A 17,942-nucleotide genomic window follows, 5' to 3' on the forward strand; every position below is an offset into this window, starting at 1 on the left:
TCATACCGCAGCCAGGATCAGACGCTGTAGTACAGGTCGTATTCCAGCGGGTGGACGAAGGTACGTACCTTGATCTCCTCGGCAGCTTTCAGCTCGATGAAGGCATCGATGAAGGTGTCGGTAAACACGCCGCCCTTGGTCAGGAAGGAGCGGTCAGCATCCAGTGATTCCAGCGCTTCTTTCAGGCTACCGCACACCTGTGGGATTTCCTTGGCCTCTTCCGGCGGCAGGTCATACAGGTTCTTGTCAGCAGCATCGCCAGGGTGGATCTTGTTCTGGATACCGTCCAGGCCGGCCATCAGCAGGGCGGCAAAGGCCAGGTAGGGGTTGGCAGCCGGGTCCGGGAAGCGCGCCTCGATGCGGCGGGCTTTCGGGCTGTTGACGTAGGGGATGCGGATCGAGGCGGAGCGGTTGCGGGCCGAGTAGGCCAGCATCACCGGTGCTTCAAAACCGGGTACCAGACGCTTGTAGGAGTTGGTCGACGGGTTGGTAAAGGCATTCAGCGCCTTGCCGTGCTTGATGATGCCGCCGATGAAATACAGGGCGGTATCGGACAGGCCGGCATAGCCTTCACCGGAGAAGGTGTTCTTGCCATCCTTGCTGATCGACATGTGCACGTGCATGCCGGAGCCATTGTCGCCGTACAGCGGCTTGGGCATGAAGGTAGCGGTCTTGCCGTAGGCATCGGCAACGTTGTGCACGACGTACTTCAGGTTCTGCACCTCGTCAGCCTTGGCTACCAGGGTGTTGAACTGCACGCCGATCTCGTTCTGGCCAGCGGTAGCCACTTCGTGGTGGTGGACTTCCACGACCTGACCCATCTCCTCCAGTGCGTTACACATGGCGGTACGGATTTCGTGGTCGTGGTCGACCGGCGGCACCGGGAAGTAACCACCCTTGACACCCGGACGGTGACCCTTGTTACCGGTCTCGAAGGACGAGTCGGTGTTCCACGAGGCCTGCTCGGAATAGATCTTGAACATCGAGCCGGAGATGTCGGACTTGAACTTCACTTCGTCAAACACGAAGAACTCCGGCTCCGGGCCGAAGAACGCGGTGTCGCCGATGCCGGTGGATTTCAGGTACTCCTCGGCCAGCCGGGCGATGCTGCGCGGGTCGCGCTCGTAGCGCTGCATGGTGGAAGGCTCGATGATGTCGCAGACCAGGATCAGGGTCGGCTCTTCGGTGAAGGGGTCGAGCACGGCGGTGTTGTCATCAGGCATGAGAATCATGTCGGAAGCTTCAATGCCCTTCCAGCCGGCGATGGAGGAGCCATCGAACATCTTGCCTTCTTCGAAGAAGTCCTCGTTGACATCGCGGGCGGGCATGGTCACATGCTGCTGCTTGCCCTTGGTGTCGGTGAAGCGCAGGTCAACCCACTTCACGTCAAATTCATTGATCAGTTGAATCGCTTTCGACATGCTGTTCTCCAGAAGAAATCATGGTCCAGGTGATGGCCTGGCGCTATCTACTATGTTCATGCGGAGCTCGATACGTTCCGCCGGTTCATTCGTCCGAACAATAACGAGCAAAAGGTGTGCCATTATCGCCAAGCCGCTGAAACCCCTTGTTGCACCGAAGTCGAGCGACCACCGTAGGGAATGGCGCCCATTATCGCGCACTTAATGGGTGCGTGGAACAGCTGTTGTGCACCATATTGAAGCGCTTGTCGGTAATCCGGGCAGTTGCCGGCCAGCGCAGGTATAATGCGCCGCTTTCGCCCCGCCGACCGCTGAATTGTTCCTATGAAACTGATTATCAAGTTCTTCGCCGAGATCACCATCAAATCGCCGCAGGTGCGCAAGCGCTTTGTCAGCCAGCTACGCAAGAATCTCAAGGTGCTGCTGAAGCCGATTGATCCGGAGCTGCGCATCAACGGCAACTGGGACAGCCTCGAAGTGGTCACTGGAGATGATCCGGCGCTGCAGGCGAGGGTCATCGAGCGGCTTTGCAACACACCCGGCATCAATCACATCCACGAGGTGCGCGAGTATCCCCTGGGCAGCCTGGATGAACTGGCCGAGCTGTGCCTCGAGCGCTTTGCCGAGCAACTGCGCGGCCGCACCTTTGCCGTGCGTTGCAAGCGGATAGGCAAACACCCGTTTTCCTCTACCGACGTGAATCGCCAGATCGGCTCCCGCCTGATGGAGCAGACCGGTGCCGCCGGGGTATCACTGACGGACCCGGAAGTACAGGTGCAACTGGAGATCCGCCAGCAGCGCGTATTCCTGATCCAGGCCCGGCATGAGGGGCTCGGTGGCTTCCCGTTAGGGACCATGGAGCCGGTACTGAGCCTGATGTCCGGCGGTTTCGACTCTACCGTCGCCAGCTACCAGATGCTGCAGCGCGGTATCCTGCCGCACTTCGTGTTCTTCAACCTCGGTGGGCGTGCCCATGAGCTGGGTGTGCGCCAGGTCGCGCACTATTTGTGGGAGCGTTATGCGGCCAGTCACCGTCTGCGGTTCATCAGTGTTCCATTTGAGGGCGTGGTTGCGGAGATCCTGCAGAACGTCGACAACAGCCAGATGGGCGTGGTGCTCAAGCGCATGATGCTGCGTGCCGCCAACCGTATCGCCGCGCGTCGCGGGTTCCAGGCACTGGTCACCGGCGAGGCCATCGCCCAGGTTTCCAGCCAGACGCTGCCGAACCTGGCGGCCATCGACCAGGTCAGCGACATGCTGGTGCTGCGCCCGCTGATCACCACCAGCAAGACCGAGATCATCCGCACCGCCCGGCGCATCGGCACCGAGGCCTTCTCCAGCAGCATGCCGGAGTACTGCGGGGTGATTTCGGTGAGTCCGGACATCCACACCAACGCCCGGAAGGTCGCCGCCGCCGAGGCCGGCTTCGATTTCAGCGTACTGGACGAGGCCATCGAGCAGGCCACCTCCACCGATTGCTGCGATCTGGAGCTGGACATGGAAGGCTCGCAAGTCGAGACGGTAGAGCAGGCGCTGGCCGGCCAGGTGGTGCTGGATATCCGCCATCCGGATGAAGAGGAAGCCAACCCGCTGGTGCTGGAGGGGATAGAAGTACTCAAGGTGCCCTTCTACCAGTTGAACAGTCGCTTCGCCGAGCTGGATGACGCTCGTGCCTATCTTCTTTACTGCGAAAAGGGTGTAATGAGCCAGTTGCATGCCCAGTATCTGCTGGATCGCGGGCATGACAATGTCAGGGTTTTGCGACTGCCCAGAAGCTGAATCAGTCGGCGGTCGCGCCATTTCGTACAAAAAACATACACTGTCATCTCAGTGTCTGTATAATGCCTGCCTCTTTTTTAGACAGGTACGCCTGTCGCTGCGCAATCCAGGATGCCCCCCGTGATCGAGAATCTCCGTAATATCGCCATCATTGCCCACGTTGACCACGGCAAGACCACGCTGGTCGACAAGCTGCTGCGTCTGTCCGGTACATTGGATCGCAAGGAGCTCGAGAACGAGCGGGTCATGGACAGCAACGACCAGGAAAAGGAACGTGGTATCACCATCCTGGCGAAGAACACCGCGCTGAAGTGGAAGGACTACGACATCAATATCGTCGACACCCCCGGTCACGCCGACTTCGGCGGTGAAGTCGAGCGCGTCATGAGCATGGTCGACTGCGTACTGCTGGTAGTCGACTCCATCGACGGCCCCATGCCGCAGACCCGCTTCGTGACCCAGAAGGCGTTCCAGGCCGGCCTCAACCCGATCGTGGTGGTCAACAAGATCGACCGCCCCGGCGCACGCCCTGACTGGGTGGTGGACCAGATCTTCGACCTGTTCGACAACCTTGGTGCCACCGAGGAGCAGCTGGACTTCCCGATCGTCTACGCCAGCGCCCTGAATGGTCTGTCCGGTCTGGACCACGAAAACCTGGAAGACAACATGGATGCGCTGTTCCAGGCCATCGTCGACCACGTGCCGGCGCCCAACGTCGATCTGGACGGCCCGTTCCAGATGCAGATTTCCCAGCTGGACTACAACAGCTTCCTGGGTGTGATCGGTGTCGGCCGCATCGCCCGGGGCAAGGTCAAGACCAATACCCCGGTGATCGCCATCGGCGCCGATGGCAAGAAGCGCCAGGGCCGTGTTCTCAAGATCATGGGCCACTCCGGCCTGCAGCGTGTCGAAGTCGCCGAGGCCCAGGCCGGTGATATCGTCTGCGTCAGCGGCATGGACGAGCTGTACATCTCCGATACCCTGTGCGACATGAACAACGTCGAGGCGCTGCCGCCGCTGACCGTCGACGAGCCCACCGTGTCCATGACCTTCCAGGTCAACGACTCGCCGTTCGCCGGCAAGGAAGGCAAGTTCGTCACCAGCCGCAACATCAAGGAACGTCTGGAGAAGGAACTGCTGCACAACGTCGCCCTGCGTGTCGAAGAAGGCGACTCGGCGGACAAGTTCAAGGTCTCCGGTCGTGGTGAGCTGCACCTGTCGGTACTGATCGAAACCATGCGCCGCGAAGGCTTCGAGCTGGCCGTGGGCCGCCCGGAAGTGGTGATCAGGGAAGTCGATGGCGAGAAGCAGGAGCCCTACGAGAACGTCATCATCGACATCGAAGAGCAGCACCAGGGTGCGCTGATGGAACAGATGGGCCTGCGCAAGGGCGATCTGACCAACATGGCGCCGGACGGCAAGGGCCGCATCCGCCTGGAATACACCATTCCGGCGCGTGGCCTGATCGGCTTCCGCAACAACTTCCTGACCATGACCTCGGGTACCGGTATCCTGACCTCGACCTTCAGTCACTACGGACCGATCAAAGGCGGTGACGTAGGCCACCGTCAGAACGGTGTACTGGTGTCCATGGCCACCGGCAAGGCGCTGACCTACTCGCTGGAAACCCTGCAGAGCCGCGGCAAGCTGTTCCTCGAGCCTGGTCAGGAGATCTACGAAGGTCAGCTGGCCGGCATCCACAGCCGCGACAACGACCTGGTGATCAACCCCACCAAGGGCAAGAAGCTCGACAACATGCGTGCCTCTGGCAAGGATGAAGTCATCGCCCTGGTACCGCCGATCAAGTTCACCCTGGAGCAGGCGCTGGAATTCATCGACGATGATGAGCTGGTTGAAGTGACGCCCAAGTCGATCCGTCTGCGCAAGAAGATTCTCGACGAGAACCAGCGCAAGCGGGCATCCAAGGGCTGATCGAGTCCACCGCAGCAGTGTTGAAAAAGCCCCCGATGGTTAGCGCCTCGGGGGCTTTTGATTTCCGGTAGTTCCCATGCCAGCGTTATATGGATGCTCGAGAAGAGTACGGGGTCAATGACCTGGCTGAATGAACTGGCGCGCCTTTCTCAAGCGTTCGAGCAATTGTGAGCGCTCGAACATCAGCACCAATACCAGCGATATGGCAAACGGGATCAACAGGTAAAGAAACCGGAATACCAACAGGGCTGCCAGTAGGTCTGCCGGCTCCATGTTCGGCAGTGCCAGGAAAAACAGCACTTCCAGCACGCCGAGACCACCCGGTGCATGGGACAGCATGGCTGCGGAAAAAGAGGCTACAAAAATGCCCAGCACGATCAGGTAGCCGGGGTTGCTTTCGGCGGGTAGTGCAAAATAGATGATTCCGGCGGCCGCCAGCACTTCCAGCGGGCCAATCACCAACTGGGCCAGCACGATCGAGGGTCGTGGATACTCAACCTTGAAACGGCGGATGTGCAGCGGTTTCAGTTGGCGCAGGCTGCCAAACACATACAGCGTGATGATCGCCAGCAAGCAGGCTCCCAGCGTATATCCGCCCCAGATCGGGAAATCGGATATGAAATAACTCGGTAGCTGGGGATTCAGCATCAGGGAGATACCGCCCAAAAAGATGCAGGCCAGCGCAAAGGTGATGGAGCATAAGGCGATCAGTACTCCTACCTCGATACCCTCCAGCCCTTTGGAGGTATAGGCGCGATAACGAATGATGGCGCCGGACAGCACGGACGCGCCAACATTGTGCGCCACCGAATAGGTTGTGAAGGAACAGGCGAAAACGAAAGGGAAAGGCAGGCGCTTATGGAGATGACGTAGTGCCAACGAATCGTAGCCAGTCAACGCAGTGAAGGCCAGCACCGTACAGAAAAACGCCAGAATCCAATGCGATACCGTAATGGCATGCAGGCTGAACAGTACATCGTCCATGGAGATATCACGGAGTTGGTGATACAGCAGCCAGATTGAGAAAATGACAGCTATCAGACCAACCAGCGGCCAAAGATGATCTTTGGTTAAGCGCATTCTGGTTTCCTTTGGGGAAGCGACAGTCTCCATCGGGCTGAGGCAACACAATAATATCGAGGTATATGAGCCGGGTATTGATCGAGCGCGATCATTGTACCGCTTCGAAGTCCTCTGAGTCCTACTGACCCTTGTAACCGACTTTTACGCTGATAATGGAGCAGCATCCCGGGACTGCCGCCTGGCACCGGTGCTGCTTCCGTAGGGGGCGCTCCGCAGGACAGGGTCCAGCCCCGTGGCCCTTATACGCGGAACTGCTGCACCAGTGAGCGCAGCTGTTCGGCCAGTTGCGCCAGCGATTCGCTGGCCTGGGTCGATTGCCCCACGCTGCGGCTGGTCTGCTCCGCCACATCATTGATACCGTGGATGTTCTGGTTGATCTCGCGGGCGGTGGCGCTCTGCTCTTCGGCGGCGCTGGCGATCTGCTGCATCATCTCGTCGATCAGCAGTACGCCGTGGGCGATGCGCTCCAGCGACTCGCCGGTCTCGCCGATACGCTCCACGGTATTCTGTGCATTTTCGCGACTGCCATGCATGACCTTCTCGGCGCGCACCGCACCACTCTGCAATTTCTCGATGGTCGCCTGAATCTCGGTGGTCGAATCCTTGGTGCGGCTGGCCAGGGAGCGCACCTCGTCCGCCACTACGGCAAAGCCCCGGCCGCTTTCGCCGGCCCGCGCCGCCTCGATGGCCGCATTCAGGGCCAGCAGGTTGGTCTGCTCGGCGATGTTCTCGATCACCTGCAATACCGAGCCGATCCGGTCACTGTCACCCTTGAGCTCGCTGACCACGCCGACGGCATTGTCGATATCATTGGCCAGATGGTTGATCGCACCCACCGTGTCTGCCACCACGCTGCGCCCCTGATTGGCATCATTGGTCGCCTGGCGAGCGCTGTCGGCGGCGCGCAAGGTATTGCGCGCCACTTCCTCGACGGTAGCGGTCATCTCGTTCATCGCCGCCGCCGCGCTGGTGATCTGGGTAGTCTGGTGCTGCATGCCGGCTTCGGTCCCTTCATTGACCTGAGCCAGCTCGGTGGCGGCTGCCGCCACCTGTTCGGAGTACTGGCTGACCTCGCCGAGCATGGTCCGCAGGCTGTCCTGCATGGTATGGATGGAAGCCAGCAGACTGGTGCTGTCGCCCGCCTTCAATTGGATATGCGCGGTCAGATCACCCTGGGCGACCTGATGCACGATAGTTGCCGCATATTCCGGGTCACCGCCCAGCGTACGTACCACCGAGCGCACCAGTAGCAGGCAGGCGAACACCGCGATGACGATTATCACTAGGGTCACCAGCACCAGGGTCCAGAAGATCGAATCGATTTCGGCCAGGGCCACGGCCCGCTGGGTCTCCAGCACCAGCCCCCAGCCCAGCAGCGGAATGAAGCTGTAGCTGCCGACCACCTTGACCCCGGCGGCATTGTCATACAATCCCACACCGCTACGCCCGGAGGCGATCGCGCGCCCGGCCTCGCTGTTGACCGGATGCTCCATGCTGCGCAGGGATGCCGCCGGGGTGACCGGCGCACCGGTACCATCCAGCAGAAAGATCTCCGACCCGTCGGCACGGGCCAGTTCGCTGACCCGGTCGAGAATGGTGTCTACCCTCACTGCCCCGCGTATCACGCCGACGACCTGCTGGCCGCGTCGTACCGGGATGGCCACGGTGCTGACGCGGTTGCCGGTGGCCCGGGAGATGACCGGCTGGGAAAAACTGTCGTTACCGTTGATCGCCTCGCGGAACCAGTCGCGGTCAGCCACATCGAAGGCCTCGGCCTCTTCGGCGCTCAGGACCTGTGCACGTCCGTCATAGCTCACCCCGACCACGCCCCGGCCATTGGGAGCGACGAAAAAGATCGTATCGTAGTGGCCCTGGGCACTGGCGATGCGTTCGAGCAGATGTTCCAGTTGCCGCTCATCGAGATCGCGGGCCGCATCCAGGCTGGCCAGGTAGCGCATCTCATCCTGTCGCGCCAGCGCCCAATCGACGAAGGAGGCGGCGTTCAGCTCACTGGTCGCCTGCAATTCATCCAGCGTGGCGCGGGTAAAGGACTCACGGTAGGAAACGAATACCAGGCTGGTCACTGTCAGCACCGCAGCCAGCACCAGACCGACGATCATCAGCGTCAGCCGGACACCGAATCCCAGAGAGGCAGAGCGGGTGGAGGACATATTCGGTTCCTTGACAGTTATCGGGATCACATCAGGGTATCGGCAGAAAACAGCTGGGCTTTACTGATATCGACAGCTGGCATTGCCGGACACCAGCTTGGCTGGTAGCCGGGGATTGACAGCGCGCAGGCCAGCCTGCAACGTACCGCGGGGTGTTGATCCATTGAGCTGTCGAGGCCGTGTGCGACATGGGGGAGCGGCATGTGACTCCATGGCGCGGCCTGACGCGGGGGAGGGGGCTATGAACAAGATCAAGCGCACGCGTGACAGCATGCACGGGTTGGCCGATTCGTTGGGCAACCTGCTGATGGAGGCCTTTCATTACCTGGCGCTGTTCGCCATCGGGGTGGTGACGGCCTGGGGCGGGGTGATGGCCTTTGTCGGCATGCTCGAGAAGGGGCAGATCACGGTCGATGACATTCTGCTGCTGTTCATCTATCTGGAACTGGCGGCGATGGTCGGTATCTATTTCAAGACCAACCATATGCCGATCCGCTTCATGATCTATGTAGCGATCACGGCACTGACCCGGCTGCTGATTTCCGATATCTCGCATAACCATCAGCCGGGGTGGGGCGTGGTCATGGTGTCGGGGGCGATACTGTTGCTGGCACTGGCAATCCTGGTGGTGCGCTATGCCTCGGCGCGCTTCCCGGCGGTCAGCGCCGGCCCCCGACAGCGGGCCCGGAACCGCGAGGATGCCAGCGCCGAACGCGACGACCTGGAGGACTGACCCCGCTGCGCCGCTCAGGCGGCGATAGTGGCCAGCAGCTTCACCGCACCGTACATCGCCACGCCGGCGAACACTGGCCAGCCCAGCGACCGGGTCCGGTACCAGACCAGCAGGGTCAGCAGTACACCGCAGGCGGTAGCCAGCCAGGAAGACAGCGTGAGACTGGTCGGTACCAGCGATACGCCGAACATGGCGGCGATCATCGCAGGGCCGAGCACGCTGAGCCAGCCGGGCATGGCCTCGACAGCACTGTCCTCGCGCTGGCGGGCCAGGTGGCGTTGCATCCACAGTAGTGGCAGCAGACGCATGAGCAGCGTACCCAGTGCCGCCGCCAGCATGGCGATCCACAGTGCGCTACCCATGTCGCTTGCCTCCTGCCCGGGTGCTGCTCAGGGCCTGGAACAGCAATGCACCACTGGCCGCCGCCAGCGGGATCGCCGCGTTCGGCCAGCCATTGAGGGTCAGCAACAGCGCGATGACGCTGGTGCTGCCGAGGGCAATGGCCCAGGGCCGCGAGTTGAAGCGCGGTGCCAGCAGCACCAGGAACAGCGCCGGCAGGGCGAAGGGCATGACCTCCCCGAGCAGTGGCCAGCGCTGGGTCAGTTCCCGACCGGCCACGGCCCCCAGTGCGGTACCGCCGATCCAGCTGAACCAGGCCAGCAGCGCTGCGCCGGTGTACCAGCCCAGGCGCTCGCTCGGTGCCAGCTGCGGCAGGCGGCTATGGGCCAGGGCGAAGATCTGGTCGGTCAGGCCATGCATCAACCATGGCCACCCGCGGCTGGCGGGCAGCCACTGAGCCAGGTTCGGTCCATAGACCATATGCCGGGCATTGATCAGCAGTGTCATCAGTACCACCAGCCACAACGGTGCTCCAGATGCCACCATGGCAACGAACAGGAACTGCGAGGCGCCGGCATAGATCAGCACCGAGATGAGGATGGCTTCCCAGACGCTGAAGCTGGCCTGCACCGCGATCAGCCCGAAGGAAATGGCCACCGGGATATAGCCTCCCAGCAGCGGAATGGCCTCGCGCATGCCCGCCAGCCATGGGCTGGCGCCGGAAAGGGTAACCCTGGAATTCATGCGGTTTCCCCTTCCCTGGCATAGATGACGACGACCAGCAGCGTGGCACCGGCCTCGCCTGTCCGGTACTGGTGTGGCTGGTCGGCGGCGAAGCTGTGGCTCTGTCCCGCCGACAACGGTCTGCTGCCGTCGTGCGTGCCGATTTCCAGTTGCCCGCTGAGCACGGTGATCGACTCGCAGGTACCGGCGGAGTGGGGCTCAGCCTTGCGCAGCGTATTCGGCGCGCAGCTCATCCAGTAGGCATCGACCCGTGGATCGCCGTCGCCCTGGTCGATCAACCGCACCTGGACGCCACCGTCTTCAACGGCCACGTTCAAGGGCGCTATCAGGTCACCGAAAGGGACCTGCAAACGCGCGGCCAGGCGCCAGATGGTATCCAGTGTGGGATTACCATTGCCCTGTTCCAGGCGTGACAGGTTGGACTTGGCGATGCCGGCGTCGGCGGCGAGTTGGGACAGCGACAGGCCGCAGCGCTGGCGCAGGCGCTGGAGGTGATGGCCGAGGGCATCGAGACTGGGTTTATCCATGGCGGGCTCGCAATCGTTCTATTTATCGAACGTTCTATAGAAGGAACGATTGTTTGTCAATCCGGCGCTGGGTGTGGCTCTCAGACATCCAGGCTGGCTCAGCCGATCCTTCCGGGCGGGCCGCTCAGAACGAGCGCAGCATAAGCCCCAGCAGTTCCATCGCCTGTTCACTGTCAGCGCCCCAGGCATGCCCATGATTCAGTCGGGCGCAGTGGCGAAAGCCCTGGCTGGCCGAGAAGATCGGGCCGGGGGCCAGGCTGATACCCTGGGCCAGCGCCAGGCGGAACAGCTGCAGCGAGTCGACCTGCTCGGGAAACTCGAACCACAGGAAATAGCCGCCGTTGGGGCGGGTGACCCGGGTACCTTTCGGGAAGTGCCGGGCCGCTGAGGCGAGCATGGCATCCTGCTGGCGTTCCAGGGCGTGGCGTAGCTTGCGCAGGTGGCGGTCGTAGCCACCGTGCTGCAGATAATCGGCGATGGCCACCTGTGCCGGTACCGAGGGAGAAATGGTGGTCATCAGCTTGAGCCGGGCGATGCGCTCGGTAAAACGCCCGCCGGCGACCCAGCCGACGCGATAGCCCGGCGCCAGGGTCTTGGAGAAGGAGCCACAGTGCATGACCAGGCCATCGGTATCCAGGCCCTTGATCGGCGTGGGTGGGCGTTCGCCGTAGTACAGGTCGGCATAGACGTCATCTTCGATCAGCGGTACCTGGTGCTGGCGCAGCAGGTTGTAGAGCTCCTGTTTGCGACTGTCATCCAGGCTGGCGCCGAGCGGATTCTGGAAGCTGCTCATGAACCAGCAGGCCTTGATCGGCAGGCTGCCCAGGCGCTCGCGCAGTACCCCCAGGTCGACCCCGTCACGCGGATGCACCGGGATCTCCACCGCCTTGAGCTGCAAGCGTTCGAGTACCTGCAGGCAGGCATAGAAGGCGGGTGACTCGATGGCCACCAGGTCGCCGGCCTGGGTCACGCTCTGCAGTGCCAGGTTGAGTGCCTCCAGCGCGCCATTGGTGATGACCAGTTCTTCCATTGGCAACATCACCCCACTGACCATGTAGCGCAGGGCGATCTGGCGCATCAGGTCGGGGTTGCCGGAGGTCATGTCGGCGATGATGTCGTGCGGTGACAGGTTGCGCAGGCTGTGCGCCATGGAGCGGGCCAGCCGGGCCAGGGGAAACAGGTCGGGGCTGGGAAAGGCCGAACCGAAGGGCACGGTGTGCGGATCCTTCAGCGAACCCAGCACCGAGAACACCAGTTCACTGACATCCACATCGGTCGCCTGGTGTGGGGCCAGGCTGGGCTGCGGCTCTGGCAACGGCAGCGCGGCCAGGCTGCGGACAAAGTAGCCGGAGCGTGCCCTGGCCTGGATCAGGCCGCGGTCTTCGAGCAGGTAATAGGCCTGGAACACGGTGGACGGGCTGACCCCGTAGCTCTGGCTGGCCTGGCGTACCGAGGGGATCTTTTCCCCCGGTGCCAGGATGCCATTGCGGATCAGATCGGCGATATTGTCGGCCAGGCGTTCATAGCGTTTCATCGGTATTTCCGCGGTGGATGAGTCAGCGCCTGACCGGGGCCAGGAAGGTTGATTCGGCCACAACCGGGACGCTGTTGTCATCCATTGCCGTAAGGACGAAGCGGATCCGCTGACGCGCGGCCGGCAGCTGTTCCCCGGTCCAGATGACGCGCAGCGGAATATCACGGATATCTTCCGCATCCAGCTGCAGGGTGACCGGTGCTGACAATTGCAGATCGGCCGGAGCGTCCAGCCGCAACTGGTAGTGACCGGGCTGCTGGCGCTTGTTGATCACCTTGAGACTGTAGCTATTCTCCAGCTGGCCGGCGTTGTTCTCGCGGAACATGGTGCGATCCCGGGTCACGTCCAGCGACATCAGCGGGCGCTCCATCAGCGCCACCACGAACAGGCCTATCATCAGTGCCAGCACGCTGCCATAGCCGAGCAGCCGTGGACGCAGCCACCGGGTCTGGCCGCCGTGCTGGGCGCGTTCAGAGGTATAGCTGATCAGGCCGCGTGCGTAACCCATCCGGTCCATGATGCTGTCACAGGCATCGATGCAGGCGGCGCAGGCGATGCATTCGTACTGCAGGCCGTCACGGATATCGATGCCGGTCGGGCAGACCTGGACGCACAGGGTGCAATCGATGCAATCGCCCAAACCAAGGGCGGCAGGCTCGCTGTCCTTGCGCCGTGGCCCGCGTTGTTCGCCCCGTTCGGCGTCATAGGCGATGACCAGCGTATCACGGTCGAACATCGCGCTCTGAAAGCGTCCATAGGGACACATGTCGCGGCAGACCTTCTCGCGCAGCCAGCCGGCGTTGATATAGGTGGCGGCGGTGAAGAAGAACAGCCAGAACGCCGCCTGGCCACCCAGATTGAAGGTCAGCAGATCGCTGCTCAGCTCGCGGATCGGCGCGAAATAACCGATGAAGGTCAGCGCCGTGATCAGGCTCACGGCCAGCCAGATGGCGTGCTTGGCACCGCGTCGCAGCAGTTTGTCGAGCGACCAGGGTGCGGCATCCAGGCGGATACGCTGGTGGCGATCACCTTCGGTGACCTTTTCCGCCCACATGAAGATCCAGGTCCAGACGCTTTGCGGGCAGGTGTAGCCGCACCAGATACGCCCGGCGACCACGGTGATGAAGAACAGGCCGAAGGCGGCGATGATCAGGATCGCCGACAGCAGGATCAGGTCCTGCGGCCAGAAGGTGGCACCGAAGATATGGAACTTGCGGCTGACCAGATCCCAGAGCACCGCCTGGCGTTGATCCCAGTTCAGCCAGGCGGTGCCGAAGAACAGCAGGAACAGCAGGCCGGTACCGAGCAGGCGAAACCGTCGGTAGCGTCCCTTGAAGCCGCGTGTATGAATCGGGCCGCCGGCGCTTGCAGGCGTATTGCGTGCAATGGCGGCATCGATGATCTTGGTGGGAATTCGCTCACCCATGGTCTACCCCATCAGTGGTTAATCAGGCTGATGGGGATGATCGCCAGTAGCGCTGCCATGTAACAGGCTCAGGTTTTCAATAAAAAACCATATCAGGCGCAAAGGCGCGTCTTTTGGGGGCGACGCATTGTCGCAGACTGGGCTGGTACGGCGGTATGGTGTTTTCTACCGGGGCGAGGGGCCTGGCATGACTGCTGATATGGTTTTTATGGCTGCATCTGATCCTGTTCATTTCCTGACTGATATTGCATAGTGCGCGGTCGGATCAATTTTGCCTTGAGGCTGACGGTACATGTATTACCAGCAAGATGAGTGCGAACGAAGCGGGCGACACGGCGCGCATGAACGGAGGCGGGCATGAATCTGGGAGCCTTGTTGTGGTTGATGGCGCTGCAGGTAGTGGGTGCCGTGATCAGTCATTTCCTGGTGCCGGCGCTGCCGGGACCGATCATCGGCATGGTGTTGCTGGTGCTCGGCCTGATCGTGCTGGGTGAGGTACCTGAATCGCTGCAGCGTACCGCGTCGGCGCTACTGGGCTATCTGCCGCTGCTGCTGGTGGTACCCGCCTCGGGCATCATGCTCAGTCATGACCGGCTGCTCGCGGATTGGCTGCCAATCACGCTGGCGCTGGTCGGCTCGCTGCTGGTGGCCATCCCCTTCTGTGGCTGGTTGCTGCAATGGTTGATACGCCGTCAGGAGGGTCGCTGATGCTCGCTCTGCTGATAACCATTCCGGTATTCGCGCCGATGTTGACGGTGGCCGCCTATCAGGCTTCGCTGTGGGTGCAGCGGCGTACCGGCTCGCTGTTGCTGCAGCCGGTGATAGTGACGCTGGCCCTGGTGATTGCCATGCTCTGGTTGCTGGACATGGACTATGTCATCTACCGTGAGGCCGCGGAGCCGATCGCGCTGCTGCTGGGGCCGGCCACGGTGGCGCTGGCGGTACCCCTGTATCAGCAGCGCCAGCGGATCCGCCTGCTGTTGTGGCCGATTCTGATCACCCTGCTGGTCGGTGGTGTGCTGATCGTCGCCCTGACCCTGTTGCTTGGCTGGCTGCTGGGCGCCCCCTTCGTGACGCTGATGTCGCTGGCGCCCAAGTCGGTGACCATGCCGATCGCCATGCTGCTTTCCGAACAGGCCGGTGGTGACGCGGCGATGACCGCCGCACTGGTGATGCTGACCGGGGTGATAGGTACGGTGATGGCGCCGCCGCTGTTGCGGATGGCGCGAGTCGATTCGCCCGCGGCCCGGGGCCTGACCCTGGGCATGAATGCCCATGCCATAGGCACCGCCCACGCGCTGCGCGAGGGTGGGGAATGTGCCGCCTTCGCTGCGTTGGGCATGAGCCTGCTGGGGTTGGCGACCGCGCTGCTGCTGCCCTGGTTCATAGGCTGAGTACTGCGGAGCCTGCACCAGTGCAGGCTCCGCCGCTTCCGACCTGATCAGTCGTGGCTGGGGTCAGGCCTCACCCATGCCCTCGGCTGGTTCAGGCGCGCTGCCGCTGCGTACCTTCTCCTCGATACGCCGCCCGACCTCGGGGTCGATACTCTTCCAGTAGTCCAGGGCCCGCTCCAGTACCGGGCTGCGCACCCCGCCGAGCAGACTGCCAGCAACCTGCTCGACCAGTCTGTCGCGCTGCCCGTCATCGAACACCTCGCGCACCATGGTGCCCGGCTGGCCGAAGTCGTCATCCTCCGGGTGCAGGGTATAGGCGCTGCGCACCATGGCGCCGTCCGCCTCCCAGCCATCCTCCATCTTGCCGGTATTGTCGGCCCAACTGCGATCGCCGCTGTTGGGTACATACACCGGGGCATTACCGCTGTGCTCGTAGGTCATCTGACCATCGAACATATAGGTGTTGACCGGTACCTTGGGTCGGTTCACCGGCAACTGATGGAAGTTGGTGCCGATACGGTTGCGCTGGGCGTCGTTATAGGCGAAGGCGCGACCCAGCAGCATCTTGTCCGGAGACAGGCCGATGCCGGGAACCGTGTTGCCGGGAGAGAAGGCCGCCTGCTCGATCTGGGCGAAGAAGTTCTCCGGATTGCGGTTCAGCGTCATCTTGCCCACCTTGATCAGCGGGTAATCCTTGTGCGACCAGATCTTGGTCAGATCGAAGGGATTGAAGCGGTAGTTGGCCGCCTCGGCGTAGGGCATCACCTGCACTGACAGCGTCCAGCTCGGGTGCTCACCGCGCTGGATGGCCTCGAACAGGTCACGGCGATGGTAGTCCGCATCCTTGCCGGCCATATCGGCCGCCTCGGCATTGGTGAAAAACTCCATGCCCTGGTCGGTATGGAAGTGGTATTTCACCCAGAAGCGTTCGCCGGCGGCATTGACCCACATATAGGTATGCGAGCCATAGCCGTTCATGTGCCGCCAGGTACGCGGCAGGCCCCGATCCCCCATCAGATAGGTGACCTGGTGCGCCGACTCGGGGTTGTTGGTCCAGAAGTCCCATTGCATGTGGTTGTCGCGCAGGCCTGAGTCGGGCAGGCGTTTCTGGCTGCGGATGAAGTGTGGAAACTTCATCGGGTCACGTACGAAGAAGATCGGCGTGTTGTTGCCCACCAGATCGTAGTTGCCTTCGCTGGTATAGAACTTCAGCGAAAAGCCACGCACGTCGCGCCAGGTATCCGGGCTGCCCATCTCGCCGGCGACGGTGGAGAAGCGGGCCAGCATTTCAGTCTGGCTGCCCTGTTGGAACAGCGCGGCCTTGGTGTAGGCCGAGACATTCTCGGTGGTTTCGAATACACCGAAGGCACCCGCGCCCTTGGCATGCGGCTGGCGCTCAGGGACTTTTTCCCGGTTGAAGTGCGCCATCTGCTCGAGAAAGTGCACATCATGCAGCATGATCGGACCATCGGCACCGATGGTAAGCGAGTTGCGATCGCTGGGTGCCGGCGCGCCGGCACCGGTGGTCGAGCCGGTGGGCGGCTTTCTATTTGAATCACTCATGGGGAACGTCCTCCTGTTCAGGCATCGGAAGCCCTGACTGTCACGGCTTCATTCAACACTGTAGACCATGGGGGCGGTCAGGGAGGCCGTAGGGACGGTTGATTCAGAACCGCCGGGAGTCCGGCGGCAGTTGTGGCTCTTCCAGCAGTGCCAGCGATGCTGCCTGCTCCAGATCGGTATCGTTGTAGCGGTTCAGGGTTTTGCTGACGGCGATATAGAAACCGATCAGGAACAGGATCATCATCAGGAGTTCAGCTGGCATGTTGTGCTACCTCGGCAGACGGATGGAACTGACGCAGCGTACGCCAGCTGTGGACCAGCATCAACAGCCTGCCGACCAGGAAGAGCAGGCCACTGACCCAGCGCAGGACGAAGCCCGGATGGCTGCCCTGCAGGTATGGCCTGGTGTCATCACCCTGTTCAGTTCTTCCAACGTCCCGGCTCATAGGAAAATACCGGCAGTGACCAGGACCAGCGAATGGCCGCCAGGCGTACTGCCAGGCCGAAACTGAAGGAAGCCAGCAGATTGACGTCCTCATTGATGCCCCATTGGCGCAGACTCAGATAGAGAATCGCCACCACCAGGGATACGCTGGCATACAACTCCTTGCGCAATACCATGGGGGTGCGGTTGCACAGCAGGTCGCGCAGGATACCGCCGAAGATACCGGTGGTCATGCCGGCCATGATCACCACGGTGGGACTGTAGTCCAGCTGCAGGGCGACGTTGCAGCCGATCACGGTGAAGGCGATCAGCCCCATGGCATCGAGCACCAGGAATATCGAGTGCAGGCGGTGCATGTAGCGCGCCACCAGCATGGTCAGCAGGCCGGCGGAGATGGTCAGGTGGATGTACATGGGATGCTGGGTCCAGGTGACCGGGTAGTTACCCAGCAGCATGTCGCGCACCGTACCACCGCCCAGGGCGGTGATGAAGGCGATGAAGGCGACCCCGAACATATCCATGTTGCGCCTGCCGGCGGCAAGCGCGCCGGACATGGCTTCAGCGGTGATGGCTATCAGATAGACGTAAAGAAGCACACAGGTTTCCTCTGAACTGTGTCGCCTCTCCCCCTGTCCTTTTACCTGAGAGTTTACGCAGTCACAGACTGCTTGCCCCTTCGGTGGGTTGCTCGGGCAACCTCTCTCCAGCTGGCGGTACGGTCGCATGGAAAGCGCCTCGGCGGCGCCTGTCAGGCTTCCTGATATGGTTCGCAGTAACTGTGCCTGAGCGATTATGGGAGTTTGCGCCTTCGGCGGGGGTGGTTGCCCCTCTCTCCTGCGAGCCGGCGATTA

Annotated in this window: 17 protein-coding genes, 1 pseudogene and 2 riboswitches; of the genes and pseudogenes, 5 read left to right on the forward strand and 13 right to left on the reverse strand. The window is 61.9% G+C overall.

Translation table 11 applies throughout. The annotated features are described in order from the left end of the window. Window positions 1-17: 17 nt before the first annotated feature. The gene (gene glnA, locus CQ007_RS06675; RefSeq protein WP_105644384.1) at window positions 18-1,421 is read right to left on the reverse strand and encodes a glutamate--ammonia ligase; all 1,404 of its coding nucleotides are present in this window, start codon (window positions 1,419-1,421) and stop codon (window positions 18-20) included. A gap of 324 nt (window positions 1,422-1,745) precedes the next feature. On the opposite strand from glnA, the gene thiI reads away from it, so the two are divergent. Together thiI and typA are read left to right on the forward strand one after the other, a co-directional pair. Continuing rightward, complete coding sequence (gene thiI / locus CQ007_RS06680) at window positions 1,746-3,200, forward strand: tRNA uracil 4-sulfurtransferase ThiI (protein ID WP_105644386.1); 1,455 nt, start codon at window positions 1,746-1,748, stop codon at window positions 3,198-3,200. Window positions 3,201-3,320: 120 nt separating this feature from the next. After that, complete coding sequence (gene typA, locus CQ007_RS06685; protein WP_105644388.1) at window positions 3,321-5,132, forward strand: translational GTPase TypA; 1,812 nt, start codon at window positions 3,321-3,323, stop codon at window positions 5,130-5,132. A 114-nt stretch (window positions 5,133-5,246) separates the two neighbouring features. Here typA and CQ007_RS06690 read toward each other — a convergent pair whose 3' ends face one another. The 3 genes and pseudogenes from CQ007_RS06690 to CQ007_RS19350 form a co-directional block, all read right to left on the reverse strand. Further along, on the reverse strand, window positions 5,247-6,212 hold the full coding sequence (locus CQ007_RS06690) for a YbhN family protein (RefSeq protein WP_105644390.1): 966 nt from the start codon (window positions 6,210-6,212) through the stop codon (window positions 5,247-5,249). 242 nt (window positions 6,213-6,454) lie between these two features. Continuing rightward, a complete protein-coding gene (locus CQ007_RS19345) occupies window positions 6,455-7,318 on the reverse strand; it encodes a methyl-accepting chemotaxis protein (protein WP_371919802.1) in 864 nt (287 codons plus the stop codon). A gap of 261 nt (window positions 7,319-7,579) precedes the next feature. After that, window positions 7,580-8,386, reverse strand: a pseudogene (locus CQ007_RS19350) (cache domain-containing protein); the annotation flags it as partial. 241 nt (window positions 8,387-8,627) lie between these two features. Between CQ007_RS19350 and CQ007_RS06700 the strand changes: the two are divergent. Then, a complete protein-coding gene (locus CQ007_RS06700; protein WP_105644394.1) occupies window positions 8,628-9,119 on the forward strand; it encodes a phosphate-starvation-inducible protein PsiE in 492 nt (163 codons plus the stop codon). 14 nt (window positions 9,120-9,133) lie between these two features. Here the strand turns inward: CQ007_RS06700 and CQ007_RS06705 are convergent, their stop codons facing one another. From CQ007_RS06705 to ccoG, 5 genes are all read right to left on the reverse strand, one after another. Then, the gene (locus CQ007_RS06705; protein ID WP_105644396.1) at window positions 9,134-9,481 is read right to left on the reverse strand and encodes an AzlD domain-containing protein; all 348 of its coding nucleotides are present in this window, start codon (window positions 9,479-9,481) and stop codon (window positions 9,134-9,136) included. Next, the gene (locus CQ007_RS06710) at window positions 9,474-10,202 is read right to left on the reverse strand and encodes an AzlC family ABC transporter permease (protein WP_105644398.1); all 729 of its coding nucleotides are present in this window, start codon (window positions 10,200-10,202) and stop codon (window positions 9,474-9,476) included. The genes CQ007_RS06705 and CQ007_RS06710 overlap by 8 nt, the downstream gene beginning before the upstream one ends. Further along, complete coding sequence (locus tag CQ007_RS06715) at window positions 10,199-10,729, reverse strand: helix-turn-helix domain-containing protein (RefSeq protein ID WP_105644399.1); 531 nt, start codon at window positions 10,727-10,729, stop codon at window positions 10,199-10,201. The genes CQ007_RS06710 and CQ007_RS06715 overlap by 4 nt, the downstream gene beginning before the upstream one ends. A gap of 124 nt (window positions 10,730-10,853) precedes the next feature. Continuing rightward, window positions 10,854-12,263: a GntR family transcriptional regulator MpaR gene (mapR, locus tag CQ007_RS06720; RefSeq protein ID WP_105644401.1), complete on the reverse strand. Its 1,410-nt coding sequence runs from the start codon at window positions 12,261-12,263 to the stop codon at window positions 10,854-10,856. Between the two features lie 22 nt (window positions 12,264-12,285). Then, the gene (gene ccoG, locus CQ007_RS06725) at window positions 12,286-13,689 is read right to left on the reverse strand and encodes a cytochrome c oxidase accessory protein CcoG (protein WP_105644403.1); all 1,404 of its coding nucleotides are present in this window, start codon (window positions 13,687-13,689) and stop codon (window positions 12,286-12,288) included. Window positions 13,690-14,046: 357 nt separating this feature from the next. On the opposite strand from ccoG, the gene CQ007_RS06730 reads away from it, so the two are divergent. Continuing rightward, the gene (locus CQ007_RS06730) at window positions 14,047-14,397 is read left to right on the forward strand and encodes a CidA/LrgA family protein (protein ID WP_105644405.1); all 351 of its coding nucleotides are present in this window, start codon (window positions 14,047-14,049) and stop codon (window positions 14,395-14,397) included. Then, window positions 14,397-15,083, forward strand: a complete 687-nt coding sequence (locus CQ007_RS06735; protein WP_105644407.1) for an LrgB family protein — start codon at window positions 14,397-14,399, stop codon at window positions 15,081-15,083. The genes CQ007_RS06730 and CQ007_RS06735 overlap by 1 nt, the downstream gene beginning before the upstream one ends. 63 nt (window positions 15,084-15,146) lie before the next feature. Here CQ007_RS06735 and CQ007_RS06740 read toward each other — a convergent pair whose 3' ends face one another. The 4 genes from CQ007_RS06740 to CQ007_RS06750 all read right to left on the reverse strand — a co-directional run bounded on the left by CQ007_RS06740 (window position 15,147) and on the right by CQ007_RS06750 (window position 17,687). Further along, the gene (locus CQ007_RS06740) at window positions 15,147-16,646 is read right to left on the reverse strand and encodes a catalase (protein ID WP_105644409.1); all 1,500 of its coding nucleotides are present in this window, start codon (window positions 16,644-16,646) and stop codon (window positions 15,147-15,149) included. Between the two features lie 103 nt (window positions 16,647-16,749). Beyond that, window positions 16,750-16,908, reverse strand: coding sequence for a hypothetical protein (locus tag CQ007_RS18910; RefSeq protein WP_158256732.1), 159 nt, complete (start codon window positions 16,906-16,908; stop codon window positions 16,750-16,752). After that, entirely contained in the window at window positions 16,898-17,092 is a 195-nt protein-coding gene (locus tag CQ007_RS06745) for a hypothetical protein (protein ID WP_105644411.1), read from the reverse strand. Before CQ007_RS06745 ends, CQ007_RS18910 begins: the two co-directional genes overlap by 11 nt. Beyond that, window positions 17,067-17,687 (reverse strand): trimeric intracellular cation channel family protein, encoded by a 621-nt coding sequence (locus CQ007_RS06750; RefSeq protein WP_105644413.1) that lies wholly within the window; start codon window positions 17,685-17,687, stop codon window positions 17,067-17,069. Before CQ007_RS06750 ends, CQ007_RS06745 begins: the two co-directional genes overlap by 26 nt. A gap of 23 nt (window positions 17,688-17,710) precedes the next feature. Next, a riboswitch (glycine riboswitch) is annotated at window positions 17,711-17,808 on the reverse strand. Window positions 17,809-17,851: 43 nt separating this feature from the next. After that, window positions 17,852-17,938: riboswitch (glycine riboswitch) on the reverse strand. Window positions 17,939-17,942: the final 4 nt, after the last annotated feature.

This window comes from Pseudomonas sp. MYb185, from assembly GCF_002979975.1.
Taxonomy (GTDB): domain Bacteria; phylum Pseudomonadota; class Gammaproteobacteria; order Pseudomonadales; family Pseudomonadaceae; genus Halopseudomonas.

Coding starts and splice junctions, on each gene's coding strand:
- glnA (WP_105644384.1), bottom strand. CDS start 1,421: ATGTCGAAAGCGATTCAACTGATCAATGAATTTGACGTGAAGTGGGTT.
- thiI (WP_105644386.1), top strand. CDS start 1,746: ATGAAACTGATTATCAAGTTCTTCGCCGAGATCACCATCAAATCGCCG.
- CQ007_RS06690 (WP_105644390.1), bottom strand. CDS start 6,212: ATGCGCTTAACCAAAGATCATCTTTGGCCGCTGGTTGGTCTGATAGCT.
- CQ007_RS19345 (WP_371919802.1), bottom strand. CDS start 7,318: ATGCAGGACAGCCTGCGGACCATGCTCGGCGAGGTCAGCCAGTACTCC.
- CQ007_RS06700 (WP_105644394.1), top strand. CDS start 8,628: ATGAACAAGATCAAGCGCACGCGTGACAGCATGCACGGGTTGGCCGAT.
- CQ007_RS06705 (WP_105644396.1), bottom strand. CDS start 9,481: ATGGGTAGCGCACTGTGGATCGCCATGCTGGCGGCGGCACTGGGTACG.
- CQ007_RS06710 (WP_105644398.1), bottom strand. CDS start 10,202: ATGAATTCCAGGGTTACCCTTTCCGGCGCCAGCCCATGGCTGGCGGGC.
- CQ007_RS06715 (WP_105644399.1), bottom strand. CDS start 10,729: ATGGATAAACCCAGTCTCGATGCCCTCGGCCATCACCTCCAGCGCCTG.
- mapR (WP_105644401.1), bottom strand. CDS start 12,263: ATGAAACGCTATGAACGCCTGGCCGACAATATCGCCGATCTGATCCGC.
- ccoG (WP_105644403.1), bottom strand. CDS start 13,689: ATGGGTGAGCGAATTCCCACCAAGATCATCGATGCCGCCATTGCACGC.
- CQ007_RS06730 (WP_105644405.1), top strand. CDS start 14,047: ATGAATCTGGGAGCCTTGTTGTGGTTGATGGCGCTGCAGGTAGTGGGT.
- CQ007_RS06735 (WP_105644407.1), top strand. CDS start 14,397: ATGCTCGCTCTGCTGATAACCATTCCGGTATTCGCGCCGATGTTGACG.
- CQ007_RS06740 (WP_105644409.1), bottom strand. CDS start 16,646: ATGAGTGATTCAAATAGAAAGCCGCCCACCGGCTCGACCACCGGTGCC.
- CQ007_RS18910 (WP_158256732.1), bottom strand. CDS start 16,908: ATGCCAGCTGAACTCCTGATGATGATCCTGTTCCTGATCGGTTTCTAT.
- CQ007_RS06745 (WP_105644411.1), bottom strand. CDS start 17,092: ATGAGCCGGGACGTTGGAAGAACTGAACAGGGTGATGACACCAGGCCA.